Genomic DNA, 16,181 nt, shown 5'->3' on the forward strand with positions numbered 1-16,181 from the left:
ACCCCTTTAATTAACAAGCGGCTGCAGCATTAAGCGCAGCTTCAATATCGGCAACAAGATCATCGGCATCTTCGATACCTACAGAAAGTCGGATAAGCGTATCATTAACGCCCGCCTCAGCCCGAGCCTCTGGCTCCATCGCTCTGTGTGTCATAGTTGCTGGCACAGCCACTAGACTCTCAACACCACCAAGGCTTTCTGCTACCGAAAAATAGTTAAGATTTTTTAAGAATCCGACCAACTGCGCTTCGCCACCCTTAAGCTCAAAGCTCAACATGGCACCAAAGCCCTTTTGCTGTTTAGCCGCAATTTCATGACCCGGATGCTCTTTAAGTCCCGGGTAGTATATCTTGGACACAGCCTGATGGTTAATAAGGGTATCAAGAATTCGCTGTGCATTCGCCTGATGTTCGCGAATTCGTACTGCAAGTGTACGAATTCCGCGCAAAGTGAGATAACTGTCAAATGCTGAGCCCGTTAGTCCTAGCGTATTTGACCACCAATGCAGCAGTTCACCCAGCTCAGGGTCTTTCGCCACAACCGCTCCCCCCACCACATCACTGTGACCATTAATATATTTGGTAGTGGAATGGATCACTATATCGGCACCCAATAGTAGCGGTTGCTGCAGTACTGGCGAGAGGAAAGTGTTGTCGACAACCACCAATGCGCCGACTTCATGACTGGCAGTGCTGATAGCTTCAATATCAACCACACGCAGCAGCGGGTTCGATGGCGTCTCCAGCCAAACCATCTTAGGTTTCTGGGCTATCGCTTGATTCAACGCCTGCGAGTCGGTTTGATCGACCACCAATAACTTAAACTGGCCTTTCTTAGCCAAATTGGTAAATAGACGGTAGCTGCCTCCATAACAGTCATGGGGCACGACAAGCAGATCATCAGGTCCTAACAAGCTCGTCGCTAAGGTGATTGCCGCCATCCCTGTACAGGTGACGATACCTGTAGCGCCTTTTTCCAACTCGGCAATTGCATCACCTAATATGGAACGTGTTGGATTACCTGAGCGACTATAGTCAAAGTCTCTTGGATTCTTATGGCCGTCAAAAGAGTAGTTAGTAGAAAGATAAATTGGTGGTACAACTGCGCCGTGCTGGCTGTCGGACTCAATTCCTTGACGTACCGCCGCAGTGGCGAGTTTACGCTCAGTCATGTACTACTCCTTTGCTATTATTTTTTGGCCAAGAGATGTCTGGACGTCTAAATGTACCTAAGCACTCCCCCGCCGTCAACCATTTTAGACGTTTAGACGTCCATGCATATGGAAATCTATTTGCAATTGTCATAAATAAGAGGCAATAATTTGACTGCACAATTTAAAGGGTTAAAATCTGCCCCGAATTTTGAAATAACAGGTGAGTCAATGACTGAGTGGAATGGCGATTATATCAGCCCCTATGCTGAACACGGCAAAAAGAATGAGCAAGTGAAAAAAATTACTGTCTCCATTCCTTTGAAAGTACTTAAAGTGCTTACCGATGAGCGTACACGCCGCCAAGTAAATAACTTGCGTCACGCCACTAATAGTGAGCTGCTATGTGAAGCCTTCTTACATGCGTACACAGGCCAACCACTACCAAACGACGAAGATCTTACCAAAGATAAACCCGACAGCATGCCTGCTGAGGTTAAGCGTTTGATGGATGAGATGGGTATTGAGTGGGAAGAACTTGAATAATCTTCATCGATTATCAGTAAACAAGATCTCCAGATAAGGACTGCTAAGCAGTCCTTATCTGTTTTTGGCCGAATGAAACTAACAAAACACCAATGTTCAAACCGAGCACGGAGTACTCTCTGAGCTCTACTTTAGCCCAGATGGCTGGATACCTAATGATAGATCCCGTTACACTACTACTCGCTTCACTCATTATCTTTTGTGGCGCACTGACCCAAAGCCTGATTGGGTTTGGTCTAGCCGTTGTTGCCAGCCCTCTACTCTATATCGTCGATCCTAGCTTGGTTCCGGCCCCCGTCATCATGATGGGCTTTTCAATAGCACTACTGACTTTATTTAGGGAACGAGGCCAGCTCGAGTTCAATGGCCTACAATATGCGTTATTGGGCCGCATTCCAGGGGGAATATTAGGTGCAACCCTGATTTTAGTTGCGCCACAGCCGATCTTGGGTCTTGCGATTGCCGCAATTGTGGCTTTAGCCGTTGGCCTGAGCCTAATGAAGCTGAGTATTCCAGTAAACCGATTCAGCCTGTTTATCGCAGGTGTATTGTCTGGCATCTTCGGCAATATCGCCGCGATTGGTGGCCCGCCTCTAGCCATCTTGTTATCGGGTAAAGATGCAGGGCAATTTCGCGCCGCCCTCTCCGCCTTTTTCATCTTTAGTTCGATGATCGCTTTGATCATTTTGGCACTTGCAGGCCTGCTAACCCTAGAGCATTTTTATATCTCTTTGATGTTACTGCCGTCAGTCATCTTGGGCTATCTTGTGGCAGGACGCTTGGTTGGCCGAGTAGACAAACAAAAAACCAGAGCGTTAACTCTGGCTTTATGTGGGGTCAGTGCGCTAATCCTTACGATCAAATCGACTATCGAGTTAATCGGCTAACGGTAACGACTAGAAATGGTAGGAGGTTTGCAGTACGCCTCCTACAGCATTGTCATCACCGAACATACCGGTAAAATCTAAGAAAAATGATTCACCAAACGCAAAGCCAGTCCCCAAAGAGTAGAGGTTAGCGGTAGAGTCTTTCATATCATGACGATAACCGAGTCGTAATGCCATCCAGTCAAAGGCTCTTACTTCGCCACCTAGACGCCAGTATTGAGTACCGTCTAGCTCTTTAAACCTTTTGTTTTCAATTAGATCTACATCTGTCGTTACCGATACTCGATTCCAATCATAGGCTACGCCAGCGGTCACTAGAGGCTCTACGCTATAAGTAAACTTCTGCCCCTCAACTTCAATGGTATCCACCTCTTGGCTGATCAGGTTTCGCCCTGATAGACCAAGAGTTAAGCCATCGAATGGCTGCATGGCGACACCGATATCTAAATTAAAATTAGTCTCATCATTGCGATACTTTGCATCATCAAAATCGCTAGCATCGAAGTTATTCGCGTTGGCGATATAGTTATAAGTGTCTATTCGCTGTAACTTAGGTGATATTCCAACTGAGATAGGCATATTTACAATAGATAGTGGGAAACTTAAGGCAACACCAAGATCCGATACTGCCCCGCCAACTACTTGCCCCTGAGAGTCCAGATCGCTGACCTCGGGAGGATTGTTAGGATCGAGATTATTGAGGGTATCGATATCCGACTGAGCAATGTCGGCCACGCCAACAGCGTTAACGTAGCTCTTATAGAAAATTGCCATCGGCATTCTCTGGTAGGGAATGGCAATGCTGAAACCAAGTCCAGCACTTGCGTAAGCTGAACTGCCTTTAAGAGACTCGATGTCGCCGACCAGATCGTCACGAAACTCGGCAATATCGTCACTGTTCTCAGCATCAATTGCCGCTTCTAGGGCATCGTAAGAATCAATCAAAGAGTCGAACTTATCTATCATATCGTCACTGTCGGCCGCATCAACGCCCAATACAGGAAGTAGCAATACTGTAGAGTTGTCTTTATGAGCATTAATCGCAAGCAGAGCAGGGTTAACGAAGGCCGCACCTTCTTTGTTTGAAGCCGCCACGCCTGCACCGCCCATCGCATCGCTACGCGCCTCATAATATTCCTGCCCAGCATTAGCCAAAAAGCAGGGAAATAAAGCGCAAGCCAGTGCAATTTTCTGTAATTTCATCCATTCCACCCTTTTTATGTCCTTAACGTTCTAAGCGGCAATACGGCTCAAATCGAAAAAAGGTTATTTTGTTCTTAAAGTATTCTAAGACAAAATCGAATAAAACGGAGGCAAACTTAACACTAAACACACACTTTCATAGCAATTAGTTCAAAAGATTGATAACAAAAACCGATGCAGCCTGAAGCGAACCGCTATTTAAGCATCTGGCAATTCAACATATTTCATAAAGTTTTGCGTGGCAAAATCAATAAACTGCTTCAGCCTAGCTGGCTGATATTGATCTCTGTTATAGAGCAGATAGAGTGGTGTATCGGAGATAGTCCAATCATCAAACAGGTGCACCAAGGTACCAGCGTTAAGCTCTGCACTGCAGTAGATCTCCGGCAGACGTACAATACCATTTCCCGCCAAGGCACTACTTTTCATCACTCTGCCATTCTTACATAGCAAGGCCCCCGTGATGGTAACCTCGGTCTTCTGGGTTTTATCGGAACGACGATGATAGTTCCAGTGGTAAACTGACCCCGTAACACAGGCGTGATGCTTAAGATCTTTTGGATGCTCCGGTCTTCCATGCCTGGTGATATAACCTGGCGATGCCAAGGTACAATTGGCAATATCCATCAGCTTTCTGGCCACTAAACCTGAGTCCTCAAGCTCACCCATCCTAAAGACGAGATCAAACTCATCGAGCACCAAATCAACTCGCTGACTGCTAAAGTCGAGATGAATTTGAATATTAGGGTGCAGAGTCATAAAGTCGTTAACCAGTTGATTAACGATCTCCTCACCGATATAGCCCCCAACACAGTTGATATTAATCTTCCCCTGCAGGTTATGGGCATCATCAACGGTTTTTGCGACTGCTTGCTCCATGATATCTAATGCGTGTCGACAGCGTTCATAAAAAAACATGCCTTGCTCAGTTAACCGTTGCGCCCTAGTCGTGCGAGTGATCAGGGTGACCCCTAAGTAGCGTTCTAACTGAGTCAACTGTTTAGAAAGGTGCGAGCGAGAACAACCGAGCTTTTCGGCAGCAAGGGTAAAACTGCCCTTTTCCGCAATCACGGTAAAAGCCCGTACATCTGCTAAATTTAGGTCTTGGTACATAAATAGAAACTCGTTTTGGCTTAATAAACAGAGGTAGATTAGGAGTTATATGTAAACAATCATATTCTCTGTAGATTATATATCAACAATATTAGCTTGGTTAGAATACTTACCAACAAAGACCCCCTTATTTGAGGCTGATATGAAACAACTAATCGTTATTACAGGTGCATCTTCTGGTATTGGCGCGGCGATGGCGAAAGCTTTCAGCGCAAAAGGCCACCCACTACTGCTATTGGCACGTCGCATTGAGCCTATGCAAGCACTAGGCTTAGATAACTGCCTAGCCGTTAGTGTAGATGTGACCGATGCAGACGCCATGAAAGCGGCTATTGCTACCGCTGAAGCACAGTTTGGTCCAGTTGGCTGCTTAATCAATAACGCTGGTGTAATGTTACTCGGCGCCGCAGATGTTCAAGATCCTGCAGAGTGGAGCCGTATGCTAAACATCAATGTGATGGGCGTACTAAACGGTATTCACGCTGTACTTGCCGATATGAAAGCGCGCAAGACGGGTACAATCATCAACGTCAGCTCAATCGCAGGCCGCAAGACTTTCCCGAACCACTCTGCGTACTGCGCAACCAAGTTTGCAGTACATGCATTGACCGAGAACATTCGTGAAGAGGTGGCGATGGATGATGTACGCATGATCACAATCGCGCCAGGTGCCGTAGAAACTGAACTACTGAGCCACACCACTAACGATGATATCAAGGCGGGTTATGAAGATTGGAAACAGCATATGGGCGGTGTCATTGCACCAGAAACCATTGCCGAAGCAGCACTGTTTGCCTTTGAGCAACCACAAAGTGTATGTGTACGTGAAATCGTATTAGCGGCAACGCGTCAAGAGCCATAAGCTCAGTTAATTGCCACAGCTTCACCTGTTCATCAAGGCCCTTTCAGCTATGCTGACAGGGCTTTTTGTTTACCAAAAATCAACCCTCTCATATCACTTTAGTAATAGTTAAAAATCAGAAGTGTGATCTAGATCTGCAACAAAAATAGCCCACTTTGCAATTAAAAAACCACCAGCAACAAATAAAATCCAATTTAATCAACAGAATAAATCATCGAAAAGTACTCAATTAGATTTTATTCAATGATATTTATATCAATTAGATTTTTATCATGAATATGATCAAGCTCAACAATTAAACCAGTCCACCTTGCTAACTTTAATAACAAGGCAGAAGCATTTTTGGAACACTCTGCTAACCCGCAAAGGACGGCGTAATACTATACAAAAAGAGTAAGGAATTGATGATGAAAACTATCACAAAAATCGGTATTGGCCTGACGCTAGCATTGTCTGTAGGGCTACAAGCTCAAGCCGCCGATGGCGGTAACCCCAAGAAAGGCAAACATCTTTATAAAAAAGAGTGTAAGGCTTGCCATAGTCAAGACGCGGTAGGAGGCGAGATCACCCCAATGAGCAAAACCATGAGCCAATGGGATCGCTTTTTTAAGCGTATGAAGCATAAAGGCGATCAAGAAGCCTTTAATGCTTTATCTGAAAAAGATCTAAAAGATATTCAGCAGTTTCTCTATGACCATGCCGCAGACTCTGATCAGCCTCAAACTTGTGGCTAACACCGGTTAAGCGGCACTACTGCTTAAAAATATTTTAACCAACAAATAAATAAAAATGGGGAGTTACCTCAGGGCTTCATGCTGCCTAAAAACAGCCGCCCAACCTAGTCCCCTGACGATGACATCGAGTTTAAACGCATGAAAATAAGCCAAAAAACTCAAAATGGAGAGATATTATGCGTACCCTTATATCATTGCTTGTTGCCAATGCTATCGCTTTCTCTGGCAGCATCTATGCAAACGAAAATGATGTTCAAAAAATTGCCGATCTCAAACAACAGCTCGAAGATATCACCAACGAACTCGACGATCTCAATGATCGCGTCGATCAAAACGAACGCCATACCGCGCTCGATCGGATCGAGCTAACTGGTGATTTTCGTACCAAGGCCCACTCACTACATTATCGAAATGTCACTTGGAACCCTGCTATTAAGGTTAATTTCAATGATTTCGGTGCCAAGGCGATGGCGGGGGATTTTGGCATGCCAAATGATCCCAGCTCCCCACTGGGTAAAATGATGGCCGCCGATCCTAACCTCGCTGCCGCATTTCAAAACGGACAACTGCAAGGGATCATGCCCTATGTCCTTGCACCTAAAACGGTTCAAGACATTGATAATGATATTTTTTACACCACAAGATTACGCCTCAACCTAAAAGCCAAGGTGTGGGATAACGTCAGCTTTGCAGGCCGACTCTCTATGTATAAAAACTGGGGCGACTCAACAGGCGTTCAGGTGTTCGACTCTTGGCGCTCATTTACAATGGACGGCACCAACAGCGGTAACACCTCTGGTGACTGGCTAAGAGTCGAACGCGCCTATTTCGACTGGAAGAACATTAATGGTTCACCGCTCTATCTCTCTATTGGACGGCGCCCTTCAACCTACGGCCCGCCGACTCAGTACCGTGAGAACGAGAAGCGCGGCGGCACCCCATCGGGTCACCTAGTTAACTTTAACTTCGATGGTGCAACCTTAGGCTACAAACTCGGTGAGCTAACGGGTGTCGATGGCCAAGTGGTTCGCATCTGCTACGGCCAAGGCTTCGAATCTCAGTGGGGCAACGGCGAGATGTTTGGCGACATAGTAACTAAAGATACCCACCTTGGTGGCTTCAATATCGATGCGATAAATGACGGTAAAAATTTCCTCCAATTCACCCTGTTTGGAGCCAAAGATGTCAACGATGGCTTTAAGGGAACAATGGCTTTTCCTACTCAACTAGCCGGAATTTTTGCCCCGACCATGTATCAAGATATGCAGAAGTTCAGCAACTTTAACTTCGAGACCCGAGTACAACCCAGTGGCGTTATCGGCGACATGTTCCTCGGCGGTATTGGTTTCGCCCGTGAGGAAGATAACGATGTGAAATGGTTTATTTCCGGCGGCTGGACTCGCGCCGAAGGCAACGGCAATGCTGGTATGTTCGGCGGCATGCTCAGCGATGCAGTATTTGAGGCGCAGCTCAATGCCGATGGCAGTGAGATTATTATGATGGCCGCTAATGCCGAAGATAGCGATGCTAAAGATGGCTACGGTGTCTATGTCGGTATTCAGATCCCTGCACCTTACGGCAAGGTTGGTTTCGAATATAACTATGGTTCTGAATATTGGACGCCATTCACTCAAGCCCAAGATGACCCTATCGGCAGCAAGCTTGCCACCCGTGGTCATGTTGGCGAAGCCTATTACATGTTTGATATCAATCCACGTATGTTCATCAAGCTAGCGGGCCTTTACTACGACTATGAATATACCGGTAGTGGTACTCCCGTTGGTGCTCCGCAGGATATCGATGAGGTCATCGCGGGTACAGCGTATTCGATGCTTCCTGTGGTCGATACCGCCTTCGACATCAACGCCTCTCTCACCGTCAACTTCTAACGCAATTAACAGCCTCCTCGGTGGGTGCCGAGGAGGGAGGGATTAACCATGAAAACCTTAACAATCACACTCAGCCTTGTTGCTATGCTGCTGTATTGCAATAGCAGTTTAGCGGCGCAAGATCACAGTGAGTTTATCGAGGGGCCTTTCACAACAGGGTCACAAGTTACCACTCAATGTATCGAGTGCCATGAAGATCATGCCGCTGACTTTATGAAATCGTCACACTGGACTTGGGAGCTGGAACAAACTCTTCCAGGGCGCACAGTTAAACGTGGCAAGAAGAACACCATCAATAACTTCTGTGTCGCTATCTCTAGCAATGAGCCTCGCTGCACAAGTTGTCATGCAGGCTATGGCTGGAAAGATAATAACTTCGACTTTAGCGACATGACCAAGGTGGACTGCCTCATCTGTCACGATACCACAGGCACTTATGTCAAAGATCCCGCTGGCGCTGGCGAAGTCTTAGCGAAAGTAAACCTTGAACGGGTCGCCAAAAATGTCGGCACCCCGGTGCGAGACAACTGCGGTACCTGTCACTTCTACGGTGGCGGCGGTGATGGCGTCAAACATGGCGATCTCGATTCTTCGATGTCCTACCCCGACAAACGCACCGATGTACATATGGATGTCGACGGTAATGACTTCCAGTGTCAGGAATGCCACACCACTAAAGATCATCAGATCACGGGGAATGCCATGGGCGTCTCTCCTGGCGGTGACAACCCTATTGGCTGCATCAACTGTCATGATAGTGCGCCCCATAAGAAGCAGAAACTCAATGACCATGGTCAAGCGGTAGCTTGCCAAACCTGTCATATTCCAGAGTTTGCGAAAAATGAGCCAACCAAGATGAGCTGGGACTGGTCTACAGCAGGTTCAAACCGCGAACAGACTACCGATGAGTATGGCAAGCACAGCTACATGAAGAAGAAGGGCGACTTCGTCTGGGCTAAGAATGTAAAACCTCAATACGCTTGGTATAACGGCAAAGCCGATGCCTATATGGCTGGCGATAAGATGCAGGCAAATTCAGTCACTAAGCTAACCCACCCCTTAGGTGATATTAATGATCCCCATGCCAAAATCACTCCTTTCAAGGTACATACGGGCAAACAAATTTATGACAAGAAGTTAAATATCTTCATCACCCCAAAAGTGTTTGGTAAAGGTGGCTATTGGAAGACCTTTGACTGGGATAAAGCCGCTCGACTCGGTATGGAACAAAATCAAAATATGGTCGATAAAGGGATCAAATACAGTGGTGAATATGGTTTTGCCGCAACCGAGATGTGGTGGCCAATCAACCATATGGTTTCCCCGAAAGAGGACGCCCTAAAGTGTAAAGATTGTCACAGCCAACAAGGCCGACTCGACTGGCAAGCCCTTGGTTATGAGGGCGATCCCATGAAGGTTAAAGGGGGACAAAGACACACAAAGTGACATAATTTAAATATCACTGAAATAAAAATTCAAATAAAGATTAGAAACAGTCATCCCACCAACTAGCCTTGCTACCTCTCCTTAGCAAGGCAATTCGTCAGCCATGCTCATAGCAGGCTGACGCTTTTTATGTTCCCTTACGAGCATGGCACCACACGCTTTGCTTGTCTCAAGAGCAAATTCCCCGCCTAATTCAACAAATAAGTTAACACGCTGTTTTTACATGGCCATTTTTTGTACATACTCTATTCTTTAGACATGCTTTCAAAAGTATTTAAGGATGATACAAATGATGAGAGATAACTTCAGTTTAATAAATAACAATCGCGCTTGGGCTGAATTGTTTCTTTCCTCAACATTTATCAACCTACTCTCCCTTGCCCTCCCCTTTACTCTACTGCAGATATACGATCGAATACTACCTAACCAAGGATATGGCACCGCAAGCGTGCTCGCCTCCGCCGTAGCAGTAGCCATTTTATTAGAACTGCTATTACGTTTCGCCCGCAGCTGGGTCTTAGCATCATCGGCCGCCAACTTCGAACTAAAAACGACCACTCGGGTAGTCAGTGCGCTGATGCAATCGGACTACCATCATGTAGAAGCACTTGGCACAGGTAAAGTTTCTAGTGGTTTAGCCAGCATTGCCGCAATGCGCGAGATATATTCGGGTCAAGCCTTAGTCGCACTCATGGACTTCCCTTTTGTATTGATATTCCTAAGCTTAGTTGCCTACATCGGTGGCCCACTGGTCTTTATACCGATTGCGGTTTGGGGGTTAATCGGCGGGCTGGTTTATTTTATCGGTAAAAAATTAACCCAAGCCACTCAAGATCTCGCAATCACGGATAGCGAACGTTCGCGAATGCTGATTTTAGTCTTATCTGGACTCACCACAGCAAAAGCATTAGCCATGGAAAGCCGTTTGGCATCGAGCTACAGCGAAATCAATTACCGCCGTCTCGCTCAGCAACAACAAGTCGACTGGCTGTCGTCAAAATTACAAGAGTTAATCCAAGGTGCCTCCCAAGGAACAACATTACTGATTGTGCTAATTGGCTGCCTAGAAGTGCTAAACGGTACGTTAACAACGGGTGGGTTGGCTGCCTGCTCCATTTTAGCAGGCCGTGCTATTGCACCGCTAAGCGCCATTATCAGCCTACGGTCCCGCCTTGCTCAGGCAAAAACGGCCATGTCTCACGTTGAAACCCTAGCTCAACTTCCTCGAGAATCATTTAAAGGCAGTAAGCAATACCAGCAAAAACTGCCCCTTGGCCCAATTAAGTTTGAGGCAGCCGCCAGTCAGCAGGTAGGAGCAAGAATTAATCACTTTAATCTTGAAATCCCTGCTGGCAGTTTAGTGACAGTGACCTCTGATCCACTAACACACGCTAGCCTACTATTGAGTGTCGTTGGTGCATTTCATCATTTAGAACAGGGAACCATTTATATCGATGGCATAGCCCAACTCGAACACAACGCCAATGAATATCGCCAGTCAGTCACTTATGTTCCACCTTGGCCAACACTGTTTGCAGGAAGCTTATTAGAGAACATGACCATGTTCAGGCCCGAAAAAGAGGCGCTGGCAATGGAGATAGCCGAGCGTATCGGTCTAACAATGAGTATCGCTAAACTGCCCTCAGGCTACCAAACGGAAGTGGGAGTGAGTGACAGTCAAATGCTCAACAAGGGCGCAATAAAACTCATCGCTATTGTGCGTGCACTGGTGCAGTCGCCGTCAATATTACTCCTTGATGAACCCATGATATCCCTAGACGCTGACTCTCAAGCCCGAGTTATCAGCCTCATTAAACAATATCGAGGGCGCAGCACCATACTTTGTGCATCACATTTTAGTGCGCTAGCGCAAATCAGCGACTTACAGGTCAATATCACAGCTAATGGCGAAGCAGAAGTACTAGTTAATCAATCAGAGCAAGGATGAGTACCATGACAAATACAGCCAATATTCATTCTCTATCTGACTCAGAAACTCATCCACACAATCAGGCTACTGGGGGCGCAGAATTAAAGCCATTGCTAATTGCACTCCTTCAGCAATTGGGGTTATTTGCCCAAGCCACCAACTTACAAAATGATGCCAATGATAGCGACATTGATACCGCTCAATTAGCGAATTTATTAACAAAGCACCACATAGGGTTTTCGGTTGTTAAGCACCATAAACAGGCGATAATGCAATCAATACACCCATTTATCGTTGTACCTAAAAAGGCTGAAGCATTTATTGTTCAACGGCGTAACGAAGCACTCGAGTCATTCGATAGAGCCTGTGGTCAATGGCGAGCGATTAAGTTTGAAGATATCCCGGCATCTAGCCATCTGTTTGTCATTGAAAGCTTGCCTAGTAGTAAACAAAATATTCGCGCATTTAGCTCACACTTAGCTAAACGCACTAAATGGTATCGTCCGGTATTTTGGCTCAGTTTACTGTCGAGCATCACTGGACTTGCCGTGCCTTTATTTACCATGGCGGTGTATGACAAAGTCATTGGTGGGCAAGCGCCTAATGTACTACCCAATATCGCACTTGGTGCAGCATTAGCATTAGCTGTTTTAATCGCGAGCCGATTAACCCGTGCTAATGTTCTAGCGAGCACCAGTAATCGTTTCGCCCGCGACTTGTCTAACTTAACTTTCCGCCGTCTACTCAGCATGCCTTTAATGGTGTTATCACGGGTTGGGATCTCTAACCATATGGCCAGAATGCGTAACGCAGAAAAAGTCCGTACTTTGCTTTCTGGCCCAGGGGGAGCAGGACTAGTTGATCTCCCCTTCACCCTTATTGCGTTTGCCACCATTGCTCTATTAAGTGGCTGGTTAGTTATCGTGCCGATTGTGATGCTATTACTGTTTTATTTGGTCATGAAAGCTGTTAATAAATATGCGCAATCCGCCTCTCCCACTATCAGCAGTGATTATCAAAATTCCATTAATGAACTGGCTAAGAATCTGCTACAGCTGAAAAGCAGCGGTGAAACCGATGGCTGGTACAGCAAGTTTGCTCGCCAGTGTAAAGAAAACTGTCGTCAGAACTTTTTATATGCCAAACGCAATGGCCTCAACGCCGCCATCGCCCATGCCATGGGCTTATTAACGGCGCTTGTCACTGTATTTAGCGGCATATTCCTAGTCTTAAATCAGAGTATTAGCCCAGGCGCGCTCATAGCCTGTGTCATGTTGATTTGGCGTATTACTGGGCCTGCCCAGCTTGCGTTTTCATCCAGTCAAAAGTTAACCATGATGGACTCGGCCATTAAACAGTTTGACCGCTTTATGCAGGCAGGAACTGAAAACAGTGAGCTTAGGCTCGATACCCCCATAACTGAGTGCCCACCCGCAATAAGTTTTCAACATGTGACCTTAAGATATAGTGCCGATACTGAGCCTGCCTTGTCAGGCGTCTCAGCAGAAATCGAGCCAGGTGAGAATGTCGCTATTATTGGTCCTAACGCCTGCGGTAAAACCTCCCTGCTATTAGCGGCAATGGGGGTAGTAGAAGCGCAGGCAGGCTATGTCACAGTTAACAATAAAAACCTAAAACAATACGATCCAGAAGTGTTTCGACAGTGGGCTGCATTTTGCCCTGCAGAGCCGGATCTCTTCCCCGGCAGCTTGGCTGAAAACTTAAGGATAGCAAAGCCCGATGCCAGCGATGATGAACTCATTCAGGCCCTGCACGCTGCAGGAGGACACTCACTCTTTAATGCCCTCAATAATGACTTAAACATAAACCTATTTAATCGTGGACATACGCTTCTATCTGCCGTTGAGGGCAGTTATATCAGCTTAGCTCGCGCTCTACTTAAGCAGTCAACCTTAGTGATTCTAGATGAGCCCATCGCCAATCGAAATCCTGCGGCTAAAGCTGCACTACTCAACACGTTTAGCGCATTAAAAGGCAAAGCAACAGTGCTATTTACCAGCCATGATCAAGAGCTTATTCAGCAAGCTGATAAGGTCATTATTCTTGATAAAGGTGCAGTAGTTTACGCAGGTCCTATTCCTGAGCAATCACAAAATAAGGCCACCACAGACTCTGAGGAGAATACCCAAAATGGATAATCGTCAATTGGCAAATAGAGTCTACCCAGAACATGAGTTTACCGATGCAATTGAGGCACCAACCGAACGCAAGTTGATTAAGCGTATCATATACTTGATCACTGGCTCAGTGCTCATCATGCTGCTTTGGTCCATCTTTACTCAGGTGGAAGAGGTCTCAAAATCTAAGGGCCAAATCGTTCCTCTCGGACATAGACAAATTATTCAAAGCCGTACTGGAGGCACCATAGCCTCAGTAGAGGTAGAAGAGGGAGACGTAGTTAAAGCAGGCGATGTCCTCGCAAGTTTTGTTGCTATCGACAGCCAATCAGCAGAAGAGGAGCTCGCCAGCAAGCGAGCAAATCTGCTGTTAAGAATCGAACGCTATGATGCATTTATTAATGAGCGGGCCCCCGACTTTAATGAGTTTTCCTCTGAATATCCGCAGTTAGTCAAATTGCATACTGCCTCTTTAACGCGGATGAACGAAGAGCGTATAGCTATGGCGCAGCTATCTGAATCCGATATTGCTAAATCTCAAGCAGAACTCGATGGTTTAAAAGCTGAGATCCCGCCATTAAGTGACCAGATAAAAACTGCTGAACAAACCCTAAAAATGATGACATCAGTCATCGAAGAACAGGCCGTTTCTAAGTTAAGAATTCTTGAGTCACAGCAAAAGCTCGATGCCTATATGAGGGAACTAAAAAGCATGGAAAGTAAGCAGCAGGTATTGGCTAAGAATGTCGTCAACCTTGAGCAACAACTCAAACAAAAGCAAGCCACCTTGCTTAAAGAAGTGGGAGAAAAACGTACCGAAGCCCAAGCTGAGCTATTAGGGATTATCGCTAGACTTAAGTCTTCCGGTTCATTGGTGTCAGAAAACACCATCACAGCCCCCGTTGACGGCATTATCCAATCAATACCCTCAACATCGTCAGGCAGCGTTATCCAGCCCGGCGGTACAGTTGCTGTGATTGTGCCCATGACCAAAACGGGACTAATGGAAGCCAAACTCTCACCAAAAGATATTGGTTTTGTCCGTGTTGGTCAGCCAGTTCGAATTAAGATCGATGCCTTCGACTACAGTCGTTATGGGGCTTTAGATGGTGTCGTCAAGCGTATCTCCCCAAGTACCGATGCAGATGAAAAAGGTGGTGTGTTTTATAAGGTGCAAATTTCTATCGATAAGCCTTACTTTTCAGATAAACCGGGGCAATTTGACTTGATCCCCGGCATGACTGGCGAGGCCGATATTGTCACTGGCGATAAGACCGTCTTTCAATACCTTTGGAAACCGGTATTCACCAACGTAACCGAAGCATTTGGCGAACGATAAAGAGAGGCAATCATGAGTCATGACGATAACAAACACAATTCATCCTCTCCATCGAACCATAAAAATAATGACAAGATTGAACAGAAAAAACGGCTGCAACAATCAGCTCAAAAAGCAAAGCAACTGGATAAAGATGCCAAGCGTCTAAAAGCAAAAGAGTTTAGAGACAGTGATAAAACTGCTCAAATAGGCAATAAAGATCTGGTTGCCGATAAATCATGGTCAACTCAAGCCAACGCCTCAACAGATACGCTTGATCGTTCTAGTACAGATACTGCTGATAACATAGATACTGCAACCAACCTTGAACAAGATAATCAGACGTTAGCTAACCTCAACAGCAATAGCACTACAACCAAAACAAACAATGTTACTGACCCCGAAAGTGGTTCAGAAAATCAAATCTCGCAAACTGAACAAACAACAGACAATAAAGCAGCTAGACCAACGGGCTCGACCGAAACAACAGGCTTAGCTTCAGGGACTAATTTCCGTAATGAAAACGCACAAGCGCCGGGGCTAACTAACTTAGACCAAGCTCTGACCTTTAGTGCCAATGAACATCAGCAGCCGCATTTTACTGTAGCTTTACAGCTACATCATTCTCAACTTGCACCCACCACACCACCGCACACTCCCGATATTTTGCCGGGCACCACGGAGACAACCGTGCTCTTAACGGCAGGAACTGGAACAAGTACTGGAACAAGTACTGGAACAGGTACTGGAACAGGTACTGGAACAGGTACTGGAACAGGTACTGGAACAGGTACTGGAACAGGTACTGGAACAGGTACTGGAACAGGTACTGGAACAGGTACTGGAACAGGTACTGGAACAGGTACTGGAACAGGTACTGGAACAGGTACTGGAACAGGTACTGGAACAGGTACTGGAACAGGTACTGGAACAGGTACTGGAACAGGTACTGGAACAGGTACTGG

General features: G+C 46.1%; 13 protein-coding genes. 10 read left to right on the top strand and 3 right to left on the bottom strand.

Going from position 1 to position 16,181, the window contains the following annotated elements; translation table 11 throughout:
* Positions 1 to 10 precede the first annotated feature (10 nt).
* Positions 11 to 1,171: a cystathionine gamma-synthase gene (metB, locus tag K5Q92_RS14195; protein WP_220769650.1), complete on the bottom strand. Its 1,161-nt coding sequence runs from the start codon at positions 1,169 to 1,171 to the stop codon at positions 11 to 13.
* A gap of 210 nt (positions 1,172 to 1,381) precedes the next feature.
* On the opposite strand from metB, the gene metJ reads away from it, so the two are divergent.
* Positions 1,382 to 1,696, top strand: coding sequence for a met regulon transcriptional regulator MetJ (gene metJ / locus K5Q92_RS14200; RefSeq protein WP_028765579.1), 315 nt, complete (start codon positions 1,382 to 1,384; stop codon positions 1,694 to 1,696).
* Between the two features lie 155 nt (positions 1,697 to 1,851).
* On the top strand, positions 1,852 to 2,583 hold the full coding sequence (locus tag K5Q92_RS14205; RefSeq protein WP_220769651.1) for a sulfite exporter TauE/SafE family protein: 732 nt from the start codon (positions 1,852 to 1,854) through the stop codon (positions 2,581 to 2,583).
* Between the two features lie 9 nt (positions 2,584 to 2,592).
* On the opposite strand, the gene traF is transcribed toward K5Q92_RS14205, so the two are convergent.
* On the bottom strand, positions 2,593 to 3,786 hold the full coding sequence (traF, locus tag K5Q92_RS14210; protein ID WP_220769652.1) for a conjugal transfer protein TraF: 1,194 nt from the start codon (positions 3,784 to 3,786) through the stop codon (positions 2,593 to 2,595).
* Positions 3,787 to 3,984: 198 nt separating this feature from the next.
* Entirely contained in the window at positions 3,985 to 4,899 is a 915-nt protein-coding gene (locus tag K5Q92_RS14215; protein WP_220769653.1) for a LysR family transcriptional regulator, read from the bottom strand.
* A 142-nt stretch (positions 4,900 to 5,041) separates the two neighbouring features.
* Here K5Q92_RS14215 and K5Q92_RS14220 point away from each other — a divergent pair, with 142 nt between their 5' ends.
* The 8 genes from K5Q92_RS14220 to K5Q92_RS14255 form a co-directional block, all read left to right on the top strand.
* On the top strand, positions 5,042 to 5,761 hold the full coding sequence (locus tag K5Q92_RS14220; protein WP_220769654.1) for an SDR family oxidoreductase: 720 nt from the start codon (positions 5,042 to 5,044) through the stop codon (positions 5,759 to 5,761).
* Positions 5,762 to 6,165: 404 nt separating this feature from the next.
* Positions 6,166 to 6,495: a c-type cytochrome gene (locus K5Q92_RS14225; protein ID WP_220769655.1), complete on the top strand. Its 330-nt coding sequence runs from the start codon at positions 6,166 to 6,168 to the stop codon at positions 6,493 to 6,495.
* Positions 6,496 to 6,671: 176 nt separating this feature from the next.
* Positions 6,672 to 8,384 carry a DUF3373 domain-containing protein gene (locus K5Q92_RS14230; RefSeq protein WP_220769656.1) on the top strand — a complete coding sequence of 571 codons (1,713 nt, stop codon included), beginning with the start codon at positions 6,672 to 6,674 and terminating at the stop codon, positions 8,382 to 8,384.
* A 48-nt stretch (positions 8,385 to 8,432) separates the two neighbouring features.
* Entirely contained in the window at positions 8,433 to 9,830 is a 1,398-nt protein-coding gene (locus tag K5Q92_RS14235) for a tetrathionate reductase family octaheme c-type cytochrome (RefSeq protein WP_220769657.1), read from the top strand.
* 289 nt (positions 9,831 to 10,119) lie between these two features.
* Entirely contained in the window at positions 10,120 to 11,778 is a 1,659-nt protein-coding gene (locus K5Q92_RS14240) for an ABC transporter transmembrane domain-containing protein (protein WP_259649582.1), read from the top strand.
* 5 nt (positions 11,779 to 11,783) lie between these two features.
* Positions 11,784 to 13,919, top strand: a complete 2,136-nt coding sequence (locus K5Q92_RS14245; protein ID WP_220769658.1) for a peptidase domain-containing ABC transporter — start codon at positions 11,784 to 11,786, stop codon at positions 13,917 to 13,919.
* On the top strand, positions 13,912 to 15,237 hold the full coding sequence (locus tag K5Q92_RS14250) for an HlyD family type I secretion periplasmic adaptor subunit (protein WP_220769659.1): 1,326 nt from the start codon (positions 13,912 to 13,914) through the stop codon (positions 15,235 to 15,237). The genes K5Q92_RS14245 and K5Q92_RS14250 overlap by 8 nt, the downstream gene beginning before the upstream one ends.
* Positions 15,238 to 15,249: 12 nt before the next feature.
* A partial coding sequence (locus K5Q92_RS14255; protein ID WP_220769660.1) for a hypothetical protein occupies positions 15,250 to 16,181 on the top strand: 932 nt, incomplete at its 3' end.

It is taken from the genome of Shewanella sp. MBTL60-007, assembly GCF_019654915.1.
Taxonomy (GTDB): domain Bacteria; phylum Pseudomonadota; class Gammaproteobacteria; order Enterobacterales; family Shewanellaceae; genus Shewanella.

Excerpts from the sequence above, each read along its gene's own strand:
- K5Q92_RS14220 (WP_220769654.1), top strand. The coding sequence starts at position 5,042 with ATGAAACAACTAATCGTTATTACAGGTGCATCTTCTGGTATTGGCGCG.
- K5Q92_RS14240 (WP_259649582.1), top strand. The coding sequence starts at position 10,120 with ATGATGAGAGATAACTTCAGTTTAATAAATAACAATCGCGCTTGGGCT.
- traF (WP_220769652.1), bottom strand. The coding sequence starts at position 3,786 with ATGAAATTACAGAAAATTGCACTGGCTTGCGCTTTATTTCCCTGCTTT.
- metJ (WP_028765579.1), top strand. The coding sequence starts at position 1,382 with ATGACTGAGTGGAATGGCGATTATATCAGCCCCTATGCTGAACACGGC.
- K5Q92_RS14225 (WP_220769655.1), top strand. The coding sequence starts at position 6,166 with ATGATGAAAACTATCACAAAAATCGGTATTGGCCTGACGCTAGCATTG.
- K5Q92_RS14230 (WP_220769656.1), top strand. The coding sequence starts at position 6,672 with ATGCGTACCCTTATATCATTGCTTGTTGCCAATGCTATCGCTTTCTCT.
- K5Q92_RS14215 (WP_220769653.1), bottom strand. The coding sequence starts at position 4,899 with ATGTACCAAGACCTAAATTTAGCAGATGTACGGGCTTTTACCGTGATT.
- K5Q92_RS14250 (WP_220769659.1), top strand. The coding sequence starts at position 13,912 with ATGGATAATCGTCAATTGGCAAATAGAGTCTACCCAGAACATGAGTTT.
- K5Q92_RS14205 (WP_220769651.1), top strand. The coding sequence starts at position 1,852 with ATGATAGATCCCGTTACACTACTACTCGCTTCACTCATTATCTTTTGT.
- K5Q92_RS14245 (WP_220769658.1), top strand. The coding sequence starts at position 11,784 with ATGACAAATACAGCCAATATTCATTCTCTATCTGACTCAGAAACTCAT.
- metB (WP_220769650.1), bottom strand. The coding sequence starts at position 1,171 with ATGACTGAGCGTAAACTCGCCACTGCGGCGGTACGTCAAGGAATTGAG.
- K5Q92_RS14235 (WP_220769657.1), top strand. The coding sequence starts at position 8,433 with ATGAAAACCTTAACAATCACACTCAGCCTTGTTGCTATGCTGCTGTAT.